At 67.6% G+C, this 13,927-nt stretch carries 12 protein-coding genes; 4 read left to right on the top strand and 8 right to left on the bottom strand.

Annotated elements, in window-relative coordinates:
• Positions 1-248: 248 nt before the first annotated feature.
• The 5 genes from dnaB to rpsF all read right to left on the bottom strand — a co-directional run bounded on the left by dnaB (position 249) and on the right by rpsF (position 4,599).
• The gene (gene dnaB, locus BLV94_RS29305) at positions 249-2,396 is read right to left on the bottom strand and encodes a replicative DNA helicase (RefSeq protein WP_072947314.1); all 2,148 of its coding nucleotides are present in this window, start codon (positions 2,394-2,396) and stop codon (positions 249-251) included.
• A 574-nt stretch (positions 2,397-2,970) separates the two neighbouring features.
• On the bottom strand, positions 2,971-3,426 hold the full coding sequence (rplI, locus tag BLV94_RS29300) for a 50S ribosomal protein L9 (RefSeq protein ID WP_072947285.1): 456 nt from the start codon (positions 3,424-3,426) through the stop codon (positions 2,971-2,973).
• 17 nt (positions 3,427-3,443) lie between these two features.
• Positions 3,444-3,686: a 30S ribosomal protein S18 gene (rpsR, locus tag BLV94_RS29295; protein ID WP_005249686.1), complete on the bottom strand. Its 243-nt coding sequence runs from the start codon at positions 3,684-3,686 to the stop codon at positions 3,444-3,446.
• Positions 3,687-3,724: 38 nt separating this feature from the next.
• Positions 3,725-4,246, bottom strand: a complete 522-nt coding sequence (locus BLV94_RS29290; RefSeq protein ID WP_012690423.1) for a single-stranded DNA-binding protein — start codon at positions 4,244-4,246, stop codon at positions 3,725-3,727.
• A gap of 65 nt (positions 4,247-4,311) precedes the next feature.
• Positions 4,312-4,599 (bottom strand): 30S ribosomal protein S6, encoded by a 288-nt coding sequence (gene rpsF / locus BLV94_RS29285; RefSeq protein WP_005249677.1) that lies wholly within the window; start codon positions 4,597-4,599, stop codon positions 4,312-4,314.
• Positions 4,600-4,795: 196 nt separating this feature from the next.
• On the opposite strand from rpsF, the gene BLV94_RS29280 reads away from it, so the two are divergent.
• Together BLV94_RS29280 and BLV94_RS29275 are read left to right on the top strand one after the other, a co-directional pair.
• Positions 4,796-6,157, top strand: a complete 1,362-nt coding sequence (locus BLV94_RS29280) for a glycosyltransferase family 87 protein (protein WP_072947286.1) — start codon at positions 4,796-4,798, stop codon at positions 6,155-6,157.
• A complete protein-coding gene (locus tag BLV94_RS29275) occupies positions 6,154-6,738 on the top strand; it encodes a GNAT family N-acetyltransferase (protein WP_072947287.1) in 585 nt (194 codons plus the stop codon). Before BLV94_RS29280 ends, BLV94_RS29275 begins: the two co-directional genes overlap by 4 nt.
• A 15-nt stretch (positions 6,739-6,753) precedes the next feature.
• Here BLV94_RS29275 and BLV94_RS29270 read toward each other — a convergent pair whose 3' ends face one another.
• Together BLV94_RS29270 and BLV94_RS29265 are read right to left on the bottom strand one after the other, a co-directional pair.
• On the bottom strand, positions 6,754-7,698 hold the full coding sequence (locus BLV94_RS29270; RefSeq protein WP_072947288.1) for an alpha/beta hydrolase: 945 nt from the start codon (positions 7,696-7,698) through the stop codon (positions 6,754-6,756).
• Positions 7,699-7,725: 27 nt separating this feature from the next.
• Positions 7,726-9,402: a flavin-containing monooxygenase gene (locus BLV94_RS29265; RefSeq protein ID WP_072947289.1), complete on the bottom strand. Its 1,677-nt coding sequence runs from the start codon at positions 9,400-9,402 to the stop codon at positions 7,726-7,728.
• Positions 9,403-9,623: 221 nt separating this feature from the next.
• On the opposite strand from BLV94_RS29265, the gene BLV94_RS29260 reads away from it, so the two are divergent.
• Together BLV94_RS29260 and BLV94_RS29255 are read left to right on the top strand one after the other, a co-directional pair.
• The gene (locus BLV94_RS29260) at positions 9,624-11,918 is read left to right on the top strand and encodes an ATP-binding protein (protein ID WP_072947290.1); all 2,295 of its coding nucleotides are present in this window, start codon (positions 9,624-9,626) and stop codon (positions 11,916-11,918) included.
• Between the two features lie 111 nt (positions 11,919-12,029).
• The gene (locus BLV94_RS29255) at positions 12,030-12,317 is read left to right on the top strand and encodes a CD225/dispanin family protein (protein WP_072947291.1); all 288 of its coding nucleotides are present in this window, start codon (positions 12,030-12,032) and stop codon (positions 12,315-12,317) included.
• Here the strand turns inward: BLV94_RS29255 and BLV94_RS29250 are convergent.
• Complete coding sequence (locus tag BLV94_RS29250) at positions 12,314-13,927, bottom strand: glycosyltransferase family 87 protein (protein ID WP_072947292.1); 1,614 nt, start codon at positions 13,925-13,927, stop codon at positions 12,314-12,316. The two genes, BLV94_RS29255 and BLV94_RS29250, sit on opposite strands and share 4 nt — an antisense overlap.

Genomic DNA, 13,927 nt, shown 5'->3' with positions numbered 1-13,927 from the left:
ACAGGGCCACAGGCAGTCGCTGCACCGAAGTCGGACAGATCGACCCCCCGCCCGTGAGCACGACTCCGCGCGCACCCCCGCCCGCCGTCGAGCCGAATCGCTCGTCATCGACCATGTCGAAAATGCAGAGGGCTGGACCACGGGGGCGATGTCGCGGATTACCGGTTCAGCGCAGTGGACCGCCCTCATCCTCTGTGCAGCGGAGGGCGGCGTCTGCAGCGGAGGGCGGCGCCTCAGATGGCTGCTGCCTAACCTCTCGCCATGTCCACGAACTTGGACAGGTGAAGCTGGTGCGCCACAGTGATCGTCGCGGTCGGGCCGTTTCGGTGCTTGCCGAGGATGAGGTCGGCCTCGCCGCCGCGGGGGTCGTCGCGTTCGGTCGCGTCGGGGCGGTAAAGGAGGATCACCATGTCGGCATCCTGCTCGAGCGATCCCGATTCACGCAGGTCAGCAACCTGCGGGCGCTTATCTTGCCGCTGCTCGGGACCACGGTTCAGCTGGCAGATCGCGACCACGGGAACTTCGAGTTCCTTCGCCAAGAGCTTGAGGCTTCGGGAGAATTCGGAGACTTCCTGCTGACGCGACTCAACCTTCTTACCCGAGCTCATCAGCTGCAGGTAGTCGATGACGATCAGTTTGATGTCGTGTTTCTGCTTGAGCCGCCGCGCTTTTGCACGGATCTCCATCATGGTCAGGTTGGGGGAGTCGTCGATGAACAGCGGCGCCTCACTGATCTCACTCATACGGCGAGCGAGTTTCGTCCAGTCGTCGTCGGTCATCTTGCCGGAGCGCATGTCGCCGAGTTTGATCTTCGCCTCCGCCGACAGCAGACGCATGACGATCTCGGTCTTGCTCATCTCGAGGGAGAACATGACGCTGGCCATGCCGTGCTTCACCGAGCAGGAACGCAGGAAGTCCATGCCGAGCGTGGAGTTGTGGGTGGGCACCATCGAACGACCCGCCAGATACAGATGGTCGGCATTGTCGACCTCGACGCACCGCACTGCGACACTGTCGATCGGACGTACCGCGACGATGCGGCGGAAACCACTCACCTCGCCGCGAAGTTCCTTGTGCTGGATGGCCTTCCGATGAAGCTGGAACACCTCGTCGTCGGCGTAGAACGTGACCCCGCCGTCGATCGGACGGCAGTCGTATCCCAGGCTGACGACGAGTTCGGCGAGATCCTGCGACAACGGGGGATTCCCGGTCTGGAACCGCACCGCGCCGTCGTCGGCGACCGACCCTGCGGCATCGAGCAGGCCGGCCAGCAACTCGCGACGCTCCGATTCCGACCCACGCAACAGTTCCGCCGGGATTCGCTTGCCCCCGACAGTGAGCGAGGCGCCCAGGGCGTAGGGGTCGACGTGCACGGTCGACGTCGGCAGCTGCAACGCGCGTGTGTGCGCGACCTTGTGCCCGAGGTCGATCGATCCGGCGATCTGAGCGGTGGTGCGCACGGCGCCCCGCCCGTCGACGCCCGTCAACCACTGATGCTGCTCGTCGGCGACGAGGACGGTGCCGTCGGAGAACTCCACCTCGTAGCAGGGCCGGCCGACCATGACGTCGGTGGCGGCAACGACGCGGGTGGGCTTGCCGTCGGCGTCGATGAGGTGGTCGCCGACCTGGACGTCACCCATGGTGGTCCAGCCGGTGGGCGTGGCCAGGGGAGTGTCGAGGGCGAGCGCCTTACCTACACCGGGCCGCGCCGCGACGATGATCATCTGCCCGGGGTGGAGGCCGTTGGTGATCTCGTCGAGTTCGACGAAGCCGGTGGGCACGCCGAGGGAGATGCCGCCGCGGCTGGCGATGGAGTCGATCTCGTCCATCGTGGGCTGCAGGAGCTCCTCGAGGGGGACGAAGTCCTCGGTGGTGCGGCGTTCGGTGACCTCGAAGATCTCGGCCTGCGCACGGTCGACGACCTCGGCGACGTCCTGTCCGTCGGCTCCGGTGTAGCCGTACTGGACGATGCGGGTGCCTGCGTCGACGAGGCGACGCAGGATGGCCTTCTCCGCCACGATCTCGGCGTAGTAGCCGGCGTTGGCGGCGGTGGGCACCGTCTGGGTGAGCGTCACCAGGTAGGGCGCGCCGCCGATGCGACGGAGCTCACCGCGGCGATCCAGTTCCGCGGACACCGTCACCGGGTCGGCGGGCTCACCGCGACTGTAGAGGTCCAGGATCACGTCGTACACCGACTGATGCGCGGGACGGTAGAAGTCGCCGGGACGGAGCACCTCGAGCACGTCTGCGATGGCGTCCTTGCTGAGGAGCATGCCGCCGAGCACCGACTGCTCCGCCGCCATGTCCTGCGGGGGCTGCCGACCGAACTCTTCACCGGGCTCCGCGTCGGGCGGACCCGGGTATTCGGAATGGCCCCGATCGTCTACTACAGCCACTCGACCGACCTTCCCCATCACTGTTGCGCCGCCCCGGGAAAAGCTTCCCGGTGTTGGTGCTACGAACTCTTTGTACTCGCCCCCACCGACAACCTTCGCAGGCTCTTCCTGGCAGCCGGCGTCGTGATCGCGAGACACGCCGGGACGACGTTAGGGATTAGCTACCCGGTGTTCAAACCAGCCTGTGTACACAGCTGGGGACAAATTGTGTAAACCGCTGGGTACGTTTGTTAACCCCATGGGGACAACCTGAGGATAAGTGCATATCACAATCCCAAGTACCCAGCTCAGAGCCGTTTTTTGGATTCTCACAACTGTGGATGAAAACCCGTTCGGCGTGTCTTTCGCGTTGACGACTCGGGCGTGTTGAGTTGGTCGCCCCCGGGTGGCAATATGATTCACCTCACAGATCTCCGGCGCGGGCGGCTAACTTCCAGACACACCTGGAAGCCGCTCCTCTGCATGCTTCACACCCGCGAAAACGGGCCGGAGAGGGCGGCTGAGAGCCGGAATCGACAAGCGCAGGCCCCCCGCACGCCAAGGCGTCCGGGGGGCCTGTGTGTGAACGGGTCGACTAGGCGCCGACGACGTTCAGGTGGAACTTCGCAACCACGTCGGGGTGCAGGTTCACGACGACGGCGTGCTTGCCGGTCGCCTTGATGTGAGCCTTCGGCAGCTCCAGGCTGCGCTTGTCGACGACGGGTCCACCGGCAGCCTTGATGGCAGCGGCGACGTCGGCGGCGGTAACCGAACCGAAGAGCTTGCCCGAGTCACCGGCGGTCTTGACCGTCAGCGAGATGTTCTCGATGCCCTCGATGGCGGCCTTGAGCTCCTTGGCGTGGTCGAGACCGCGCACGGCGCGGGCTTCCTGCGCACGACGGATGCCTTCGACCTGCTTCTCGGCGCCACGGGTGGCGACGATGGCCAGGCCGCGGGGCAGCAGGTAGTTGCGGCCGTAGCCGTCCTTGACCTCGACGGTGTCGCCAGGCGCACCGAGGTTGTCCACGTCAGCGGTGAGGATGAGCTTCATGTCTTTCCTCCCTTTCCTTAGCGAGCCACGGTGGCGTAAGGCAGCAACGCCACCTCACGTGAGTTCTTGACGGCAATGGCAACGTCGCGCTGGTGCTGGACGCAGTTGCCGGTGACACGGCGCGCACGGATCTTGCCGCGGTCGCTGACGTACTTACGCAGCAGCGTCGTGTCCTTGTAGTTGATCTGCGTGTTCTTCTCTTTGCAGAAGATGCAGATCTTCTTCTTCATTACCTTGTCGCGCAAGGGCGGCTTCGGCATTTGTTTGCTCTTTTCTGGATGTTCCGATCAGGTACGGATCAGAACGGGGGTTCGTCGCTCCCACCACCAGAGCCTCCGAAGGAGCCGGACGCCTGCGGCGCGCTGCCCCACGGATCATCTCCGCCGGTATTGGATTGCGGACGTCCGCCGCCCGATCCGCCGGAGGAACCGAAGCCTCCACCGCCGCCGCCACCACGGTTGGCCTTGTTGACCTTGGCCGTGGCGTACCTCAGCGAGGGGCCGATCTCGTCGACCTCGAGCTCGACGACAGTGCGCTTTTCACCTTCACGAGTTTCGTAGGAGCGCTGCTTGAGCCGGCCGCTCACGATCACTCGCGAGCCACGGGTCAAACTCTCCGCGACGTTCTCGGCTGCCTCGCGCCAGATGTTGCAACGCAGAAACAGTGCTTCGCCGTCTTTCCATTCATTGGTCTGACGGTCGAAGGTGCGGGGCGTGGACGCGACAGTGAAGTTCGCGACCGCGGCACCCGCGGGGGTGAATCGAAGCTCCGGATCAGCCGTCAAGTTTCCGATGACGGTGATGACGGTGTCGCCTGCCATATGGTTCCTCCTGCAGAATGTGGAGTTCGGTTGGGCACGAGCCTAGGGCTGGTGACCGACAGAAATCACTTGTTGTGGCGCAGAACCTTCGTACGCAGCACCGACTCGTTCAGACCGAGCTGACGATCGAGCTCCGCGACGGTGGCGGGCGTAGCGCTGATGTCGATCACCGCGTAGATGCCTTCGCTGTGCTTCAGGATCTCGTAGGCGAGACGACGCTTACCCCAGACATCGACCTTGTCGATCTTGCCGCCGTCCTGGCGAACAACATTGAGGAACGTATCCAGCGAAGGAGCAACAGTGCGCTCGTCCAGGCTGGGGTCAAGGATGACCATCAATTCGTAATGACGCATAAGACCTCATCACCTCCTATGGACTAGTGAAAACGGCCACGGACTGTCCGTGGCAGGAGGGTCGTTGCGTCAGCAACCTTTGCAGGGTACACGACGAGCCCCTGACCAGCGAAATTGGGCAATGCCCTGTGCGCCTTTTTGGTAGTTGTGGCTACCAGAAAGGCGCACAGGGCGCGGAGCGCCCTAGTGTGGATTCATGCATATCGGAGCTCGGCAGCGGTCGCCGATCACGGCGGTCGTCGTCGGGTTGGCGGGCCTCGCCATGCTCGCCGGCTACCTGCAGAAGGCACGGTGCGCGGGGGCGCCGTTCGACGGCGTCGGGCGCAGCCTGATCTTCGACCGCATCAAGGACACGCAGGTCTGCTATTCCGACATCCAGTTCCTGTGGCTCGGCCGCGACGTCAACCTGCACGTTTTCCCGTACATCACCGGGGGGATCAACGCCGACGGCGTCCTCACCGGCGGCACCGTCGAGTACCCGGTGCTGAGTGGCGTGCTGATGTGGCTCGGCGGCATCGGTTCGCACACCGACGCCGACTTCCTGCTGCACTCGGCGCTGATCCTCGCGCCGTTCGGCCTGCTCACGGCGTGGATGCTGGGACGGCTGGCCGGCTGGTGGGCGCTGCTGTGGTCGGCGACGCCGCCGCTGGTGCTGTACGCCTTCCACAACTGGGAACTGCCGGTGGTCGCGACGTCGGTGGCCGCGATCTTCGTCATGACACTCGAACGGATCCCGCTCCGCACCCGCGGTGTCCTCGCGGCGGTGCTCCTCGCCGTCGGGTTCTGCCTGAAGCTGTATCCGGGTGCGTTCGTGCTGCCGCTGATCGCGTACGTCCTCACCCGGAACGGCACCGCGGAGCGACGCTACGACGTGCGCGGCGCGGTGCTGGTCGCGGTCGCCGCGATCACCACGGTGGTGGCGGTGAACCTGCCGTTCGCCCTCATCTCCTACAGCGGATGGCGGGCGTCGTTCACGTTCCAGGAGAACCGTCAGGCCGATCTCACCACCAACTCCATCTGGTACTGGGGGCTGCGTCCGCTGTTCGGGCCGGTCGCCGACGACGTCCCGCTCCCCGCGTACGACCAGACGGTGAGCCTGCTGTCGCCGCTCCTCGTGTGCGCCGCGTTCGCGATCGCCCTGCGACTCGGCTGGTTGCGATTCCACCGCGACGGCGTGTACCCGTGGATCGCCGTCAGCGCCGCCATGCTGTGCGGATTCCTGCTGCTGCACAAGGTTCATTCGCCGCAGTACACGCTGTGGCTGATCCCGTTCTTCGTGCTGCTGCGCGTCCCGTGGGGGCTCGTCGCCGCGTATCTCGTGGCCGACCTGTCGATGGGGATCGGCGTCTTCAAGTACTTCGGCGCCCTCGCCGCCCAGACGGACGCGTCGACGTTCGAGGTGCTGGTGAAGTTCGGGGTGTGGGGTCGGGCGGGACTGCTGGTGGTGCTGTTCTTCGTGTTTCTGCGCGCGACTCTCCGGCATCCGCCCGTCCGCGGGCGCACCGGCCCGGGGTCCGGCCGGCGGCCGATGCTGAAATCTCCCGAGCCGGCGCGATGAGCGAATCCTGGTTCGCGCATCCCACTCTCACCGGACGGCACGTACGCCTCGAACCGCTGGGCGAGAACCACGTCGACGGCCTGCTGGACGCGGTCGACGACCCCCGCATCTTCCACTGGACGTCCGTCGCCATCGCCGACCGTGACGACGCCGCGGCGTTCGTCCGCGGCGCCGACGAGGATCCGACCCGGTTGGCGTACGCGCAGATCGACGTTCACGCCGGGCGGATCGTCGGTTCGACGTCGCTGTATCTGATCGACCCGAAGAACCGCAGTCTCGCGATCGGGCACACCTGGTTGTCGCGTTCCGCGCAGGGAACGCTGATCAACCCGGAATCGAAACTGCTGTTGCTGCGGCGGGCGTTCGAGGACCTCGGCTCCGTCCGCGTCGAATGGCACACCGACGAGCGCAACGCCCACTCCCGCGGCGCCATCGCCAAGCTGGGGGCCGAGTTCGAGGGCATCCTGCGCAAACACCGGCGCCGCCGCGACGGATCGTGGCGCAACACCGCTCTGTTCTCGATGGTCGACGACGAATGGCCGCGCGTCTGCCCCCGACTCGAGGCGCGAGTCGAGGGCTGACGCGGCCGGGTCACGTCATAGAACGGGTGCGGCGGCCGTCACCCGCTTCACGAACTCGACGACGGCCGAGCGCATTTCGCTGCTGCACGGAACCGCACCGGACATCCAGAACGCGCCGTGGAGGAGTCCGTCGAAGCGGATCGCCTCCGTGTCGACACCCGCCTGCCGCAGCGCCCCGGCGTACGCCTCGGCCTCGTCGCGGGCCACCTCGTTCTCGGTGGTGAGCACGAGCGCGGGCGGAAGTCCCTCGAGGCTCGCGGCGCGGCTCGGGACGGCGTACGGATGAGTCGCGTCCTCGGGCGAGCGCAGGTAGTTGCTCCAGAACCAGTCGAGGTCGCCGGCGCCGATCACGTATCCCTCGGCGAACTCCCGCCGGGAGGGGAACTCCGCGTTCGGGTCGATCACCGGATAGATCAGCACCTGCCCTCGCAGCCGCGGTCCGTTCTCGTCGCGTGCGCGCAGCGCGGTGACCGCCGCCAGGTTGCCGCCGGCGCTGTCACCCATGACGACGACGTTGCCGGGGTCACCGCCGTACGTCCCGACGTTGGCCGCCACCCACTGCAGGGCGGCCGCCGCGTCGTCGGCGGCGGCCGGGAACCGGTGTTCCGGGGCGCGCCGGTACGTCGCGGCGACGACGATCGCGCCTGCGCCGTTCGCGACCGCGCGTGCGGGTTCGTCGACGACGTCGAGGTCGCCCGCGACGAATCCGCCGCCGTGGAAGTACAGGACCACCGGGTGCGGCGCCTGCCCCTCGGGGATGTAGACCCGCAGCGCGATCTGCGCTCCGCCGCTCTCGTAGTGCGCGTCCACCACGCGGGCGACGGGTTCGGGCGGCGCCTGCAGTCCGGTGAACGTCGCCACCACCGCCCGCACCTCCTCCACGGTGCTGTGCTCGAAAGCCTTCAGCCCCTGCGCCTGTAGTCCGGCGATCAGGTCGGCTGCGTGTGAATCGAGTGCCATGTCGGTCTCCTCTGTCGGGGTTCGGGGTCAGGACACTGTGGAAGCCCGGCGGACACGCTGCCCGGCGGCGGAGGCGACGCGGGCCCCCGCCCGGGTGAGCGCGAAGCCGGAGTAGCCGCCGGCGACGACGTCCTCGCACGTGGCCCGGTAGGTGGGGGCGCCGCCGAGATAGACCATGCAGGCGCGGGGCTTGCCGGGGATGTTCGCGCCCATGTACCAGGAGTTCGTCTCCGGCAGCAGGGTCTGGTTCGCGATGTCGTTGGTCAGTGCGCCCCACTCGCTTTCGGCCTGCGGCGTGGGCTCGATGACGTCGAGGCCGCGCCGGTCCAGGTAGCCGATCGCATCGGTGGCGAAGTCGACGTGGTCCTCGATGGCGAGTGGCATGTTGTAGAGCACCGACGGCGACTGCGGCCCGGTGATGACGAACAGGTTCGGGAACTCGTTGACCATGATGCCGAGGTACGTCCTGGGTCCGTGCTCCCACTTCTCGGCCAACGGCAGACCACCCCGACCGCGGATGTCCATCGCCATCAGCGGGCCGGTCATGGCGTCGAATCCGGTTGCGAGCACGATGGTGTCGACCTCGTAGACGCGGTCACCGACCCGGACTCCGGTCGGCGTGATCTCGTCGATCGGCGTGGTCTTCACGTCGACGACGCTCACCGAGTCGCGGTTGAACGCCTCGTAATAGTTGGTCTCGAGCGGTGGCCGCTTGGTGCCGTACGCGTAGCCGGTCGGGGCCAGTGTCGCCGCCTTCGCCGGGTCCTGGACCCGCTCGTGGATCCGGTCGCGGATGTAGTCGGCGATCGTGTCGTTGGCTTCCTTGTCGAACAGGATGTCCTGGTAGGAGTCGATGAACAGTCGGAACCCTCCGGCGTTCCAGCGCTCGTCGAACGTGCGGCGGCGCTCCTCGGCGTCGACGGCGAGCGCGGACGGCTGCACCTGAGTGAACGGGACGCCGAGGAAGTGGTTGCGCGCCGCGGTCCGCACGTCCGCGTAGTTGCTCTTGATGTCCGCGACTTCGTCCGGGTCGATCGGACCGTTGCCGAGGGGCGTCGCGAAGTTGGGGGTGCGCTGGAAGACGACCAGTTCGGCGGCGTCCTCGGCGATGAACGGGATGGCCTGGATGCCGCTGGCCCCGGTCCCGATCACGGCGACCCGCTTGCCGGTGAAGTCGGCGCCTTCGCGCGGCCAGTTGCCGGTGAGCAGCACCTCCCCGCGGAAGTTGTCGATGCCGCCGAACTCCGGCGTCTTCGGCACGGACAGGTTGCCCGCCCCCGAGATGAAGTACCGGCTGCGGACGACGGCGCCGTCGTCGGTGCGGACCGTCCACACCGAGTTCTCGTCGTCCCAGTGCACGCCGACCACGCGGGTGTCGAACGTGATGTCCTTCCGCAGGTCGAAGCGGTCGGCGACGTGTTCGAGGTAGCGGAGGATCTCCGGTTGGCCGGCGAACCTCTCACTCCACTGCCAGTCCTGCTGCAGGTCCTCGTCGAACGAGTACGAGTAGTGGACGCTCTCGATGTCGCAGCGGGCTCCCGGGTACCGATTCCAGAACCAGGTGCCGCCCACGTCCGAACCGGCCTCGAACACCCGCGTCGACAGCTTCATCGTGTCGCGCAATTTGCGGAGCGCGTAGAGGCCGGCGAACCCGGCACCCACGACGACGACATCGACGTCGGCGGAAGAATTGGTCTTTGACATGTGTTGGGCTCCTCGGGGCGATGGGTTTCGGCTGGAGTCGAGCGGGCAACCGGGGTATGCCAACGACAATGACCCACGTCACAGCACCCCCACACGGGGTGAAACACCCCCTTGATTACCTGTGTTGTCCGTCACAGCAGGTGGGAGTAGGTTCGTGCCACACCTGGCCGACCGGACACGGGAGACATCCACTGACTCGCTCGAGAGAACTCACCAGGTCGATGACCAGCTTCATCGGCCGGCGCCGCGAGATCGAGGAAGCCCGCGCCCGACTCCAACAGTCCCGGCTGGTGTCGCTGCTCGGCGCGGGCGGCGTGGGCAAGACGCGGTTGGCCGAGGAACTCGCGGTCCGCTCGGCGCGCGCCTTCCGCGACTCGGTCCGGTGGATCGACCTCGCGCCCGTCCGCGACCCCGGCGCGCTGCCCTCCACCGCCGCGGCCGCCCTCGGCGTCACCGATCAGTCCAGCCGCGCGGTGATGGACAAGGTGATCGACCACCTGCAGTCCCGGCACCTGCTGATCGTCCTCGACAACTGTGAGCACCTATTGTCCGCCGCAAGCGAATTCGTCGGCACCGTCCTCGCCTCGGCACCGGAGGTCCGGATCCTCACCACGAGTCGCGAACCGCTCGGAATCGCCGGCGAATTCACGTACCTCCTTCCGCCGCTGAGCACTCCGGGTGATATCGAGGGCTGCCGCGCAGCGGACATCGCCCCGTTCGAATCGGTGTCGTTGCTCGTCGAGCGCGCGCAGGGCGTCGTCGCCGACTTCCGCCTCACCGACGCGAACGCCCCCGCCATCGCGCAGTTGTGCAACCAGCTCGATGGGATCCCGCTCGCCATCGAACTCGCCGCGGCCCGAATGCGGTCGCTGTCCGCGTCGCAACTCGTCGAACGCCTCGACCAGCGTTTCGCGCTCCTCACCGGCGGCGACCGGGCGGCACTGCCCCGTCAGCAGACGCTGCGCGCCCTCATCGACTGGAGTTACGAACTGTGCTCGGACACCGAGCGGTTGCTGTGGTCCCGGCTCGCCGTGTTCCCCGGAAGCTTCGATCTCGACGCCGCGGAGGCGATCAGCGGGTTCGGTGCGCTGTCGGACTCACCGGTCATCGACGTCCTCGATCGGCTCGTCGGGAAATGCCTTGTCACCGTCGACCGTTCGACCGAGCGACTCCGCTACTCGCAACTGATGACGGTTCGGGAGTACGGGCACGAGCTCCTCGAGCTGAGCGGGGAGCGCGACGAGATGTACCGGCGACACCTCGAGCACTATTCGGAGCGCGCCCGCCGGTCGTCGCTCGACTGGTGCGGGCCAGGACAATCCGCGACCCTCGCGGGACTGCGGATCGACCACCCCAACCTCGTCGCCGCCCTGGACTGGGCCCTGCACGACGACTCGCAGCGGGCCGCGGCCGCCGAACTGGCCGTCGCCCTGCGGTATCACTGGATCGCCGGCGGCAACCTGTCCGACGGGCGGATCCGGCTCGAGCGGATCCTGCAGCGGCTCACCGAACCGACCCGGGAGCGGGGCGACGTGCTGTGGGTGACCGCGTGGACCGCGCTGATCCAGGGCGACCGCGACGCCGCGCGGGAACACCTCGACGAGTGCACCGCGATCGCGACGGCACTCGGCGACGAGCGACTGCGCGCGCACGCCGATCACTGGGCGGGGATCCACGCGGTGTTCTCCGGCCGCCCCGCCGACGCGATCCTGCTGTTCCGTGACGCGATCGCCGTCCACCGCGCCGTCGGCGACACGGCCTCGGCTCTGACGGCGTCGTTCGAACTGGGCATGGCGCAGACCTACGACGGCCGCCTCGACGACGCACTGGAGACGTGCCGCGACGTGATCGCGGTGGCGGACAGGCACGGCGAGAAGTGGAACAAGGCCTACGCCCTCTGGGTTTCGAGCGTCGCGTACTTCCACCTGGGCCGGGCCGACGACGCCGTCGACGCCGCCCAGCAGGCGCTGCGGATCCAACGCGACTTCAAGGACAAGATCTGCACGGCCCTGTCGATCGAGGTGCTGTCGTGGGTGGCGACGTCGAGCGGCGACGCGAACGCGGCGGCGACCCTGTGCGGCGCCGCGAAGGGGGTGTGGCATCGGCTCGGCACGTCGGTCGCGGCGTTCGGCCCCCAGATCACCGACGACTCGCAGTCGTCCGAGCGGGACGCCGCCCGCATGGTGGGGCCCGGCGAATTCGCCCAACTCGCAACGCCCGCGATCCGGCTCACCATCGAGCAGGCGGTCGATCTCGCGCTCGGCACCCGGACCGAGGACGCGGCGGCGCCCGTTGCCGAGGCGTCGCCTCTGACGAAACGGGAACAGGAGATCGCCGAACTGCTCGCGCAGGGTCTCAGTAATCGGCAGATAGCCGAAAGGCTGGTGATCTCGCGGCGCACCGTCGACGGGCACGTCGAGCACATCTTCGACAAGCTGGCCGTCAGCTCCCGCACCCAGGTGGCGGCGTGGGTCGCGGCCCGGGCGCATCCGCCCGCCGTGGAGACCGGCCGGTAGCCGGGCCGTAGCCGCCGGCCACGCGAAAGGCACTGCACAGTCGGAGATCTCGACGGTCTATACTCCACGTCGTCGCCCACGGTCGTGGGCACCACCACGGGGAGGCAACGCATGACGTCGCAGCAGCAGGACACCGGGGCGGACTACCGCGGGCCGCTGGCACCGCCGCCGGCCAGCAGTCTGCCGCTCGCCGTACTTGCGATTGTCGCGTTCGTGCCGTTCGGTATCGTCGCGCTGCTGCGTGCGCGCACCGTCCACCGGTTGTGGGAGCGCGGCGAGTACGACCTGTCGGTGCGCGCCGCCGCCGACGCCCGCCAGTGGTCGATCCGCGCGATCGCCCTCGGTGTCTCGATCGCCGTGTTCGCGGTCGGGGCTGTGCTGGTGCTGTCGAAGCCCTAGCCTGGCGAAACACCGTGAGCGGGAGACGCTTCTACGGGTGGCCGCGGGCGTAGCCAGGCAGGCAGCCACCGCGGCTGCGCATCGGGCGCCTGGTCGAGCACCCCGCCTACCGGATCGTCGATGAAGCCGTACCGCACGAGGTCCTCGTCGGGCCGGTAGATCTGGCGGAGTATCAGCGCACAGATGACCACGACCGCGACGTCGCGGACCACCACCGCGGCGGTGAACCACTGCTCGGGGAGCCCCTTGTTGGAGACGCCGAGGTAGTAGAACATGCGCGGCACCCACACGAGTGCGTCGATCGTCATCCAGGCCAGCAGGATCCGCCGGTGCGGGAACGCGAGCACGGCCAGCGGCACGAGCCACAGCGAGTACTGCGGGCTCCACACCTTGTTGGTGAGGAGGAAACCCGCGACCAGCAGGAAGCACAGTTGGGTGAGCCGCGGCCGTCTCGGCGCCGTCAGCGCGACATACCCGATCCCGACGCACACGAGCGCGAACAGCAGGAACGACACCGCGTTGAGCACGGTGGGCGCCTGACCGGCCGCCAGGATGCCGTCGAATCCGGTCCAGCCCGTGAACGAGGAGATGACGTTGTAGACGGAGTCGGGGTCGGCGCCGCGTTCGGAATTGAGCCGGAAGAACTCGGCCCAGCCGCGCGGGAACAGCACGGCGATCGGCAGATTCACCGCGATCCACGCGCCGACCCCGGTCAGTGCGGTAACCGACCAGTCCCGCACCCGGCCCGTGCGCAGACACAGCACCAGCAGGGGTCCGAGGAGGAGCAGCGGATACAGCTTGGCGGCGCCGCCGAGCCCGAGCAGGATCCCGGCGAGCACCGGCCGTTTCCGCGACCACGCCAGCAGCCCGCCCGCGGCGAAAGCCGTTGCGAGGGGATCGAAATTCGTGAACGCGTGCACGATCACGAGCGGGGACGCGGCGATCAGCGCGGCGTCCCAGATCCGGCGTCCGGCCAGCAGCGCGCTCGCCCAGACGGTGACCAGCCAGGCCAGTGCCAGACCGAGTGCGACGACGTTGAAATAGATCGCGACCTGCAGGGCACCGGGCAACCAGTGCACCGCATCCCACGACTTCGCGATCGTCATCGCGCCGTACTGGTAGAGCCCGGAGATCACCGGGTATTCCATGTAGCGACGCTGGATCTGGCCGTTGCCTGCGCTTTCTTCCCACCACTTCTTGTAGGGGAACGCGCCCTCGTTCAACCGTTCCGCCCCGTACAGGGGCACCGTGTCCGAGTAACACATCGCGACGTACTGCCTGCTGCCGCTCCAGTCGAGCCCGAGCGCACCGTTCTCACCGACGGGAGCCTGCTGGATGCACGGCGCCTTCGCGAACCAGCCGAGCGCGAGAAACACGATCGCCAGCAACAGAATGGCGCGCATCGGCGTGAAGAACCGGCTGCGCCCGACGACCGCGTGCCGTCCGACCGGACCGCCGATCACGCCGGACAGATCGGCGGTCAGAGGGTCGGTGCGGCCCGGAAGGTCCCGCCAATCCGCGGAACGCCGGTCTTTCGCCAGCGGCGCGGGCGAGACGAAATCCGTCTCGCCCGCGTCTCGGACGGCGTGCGCGTCACGGTTGTCGGCCAC

Origin of the sequence: Rhodococcus koreensis (assembly GCF_900105905.1) — a bacterium.
GTDB classification, from domain to species: Bacteria; Actinomycetota; Actinomycetes; order Mycobacteriales; family Mycobacteriaceae; genus Rhodococcus_F; species Rhodococcus_F koreensis.
This window is presented reverse-complemented; position numbering and strand designations above follow the sequence as displayed.

What these genes read in the sequence shown, in the direction of transcription:
- BLV94_RS29255 (WP_072947291.1), top strand. Translation starts at nt 12,030, where the DNA reads ATGACGTCGCAGCAGCAGGACACCGGGGCGGACTACCGCGGGCCGCTG.
- BLV94_RS29290 (WP_012690423.1), bottom strand. Translation starts at nt 4,246, where the DNA reads ATGGCAGGCGACACCGTCATCACCGTCATCGGAAACTTGACGGCTGAT.
- rplI (WP_072947285.1), bottom strand. Translation starts at nt 3,426, where the DNA reads ATGAAGCTCATCCTCACCGCTGACGTGGACAACCTCGGTGCGCCTGGC.
- BLV94_RS29275 (WP_072947287.1), top strand. Translation starts at nt 6,154, where the DNA reads ATGAGCGAATCCTGGTTCGCGCATCCCACTCTCACCGGACGGCACGTA.
- BLV94_RS29260 (WP_072947290.1), top strand. Translation starts at nt 9,624, where the DNA reads ATGACCAGCTTCATCGGCCGGCGCCGCGAGATCGAGGAAGCCCGCGCC.
- BLV94_RS29265 (WP_072947289.1), bottom strand. Translation starts at nt 9,402, where the DNA reads ATGTCAAAGACCAATTCTTCCGCCGACGTCGATGTCGTCGTCGTGGGT.
- rpsR (WP_005249686.1), bottom strand. Translation starts at nt 3,686, where the DNA reads ATGCCGAAGCCGCCCTTGCGCGACAAGGTAATGAAGAAGAAGATCTGC.
- rpsF (WP_005249677.1), bottom strand. Translation starts at nt 4,599, where the DNA reads ATGCGTCATTACGAATTGATGGTCATCCTTGACCCCAGCCTGGACGAG.
- BLV94_RS29270 (WP_072947288.1), bottom strand. Translation starts at nt 7,698, where the DNA reads ATGGCACTCGATTCACACGCAGCCGACCTGATCGCCGGACTACAGGCG.
- BLV94_RS29280 (WP_072947286.1), top strand. Translation starts at nt 4,796, where the DNA reads ATGCATATCGGAGCTCGGCAGCGGTCGCCGATCACGGCGGTCGTCGTC.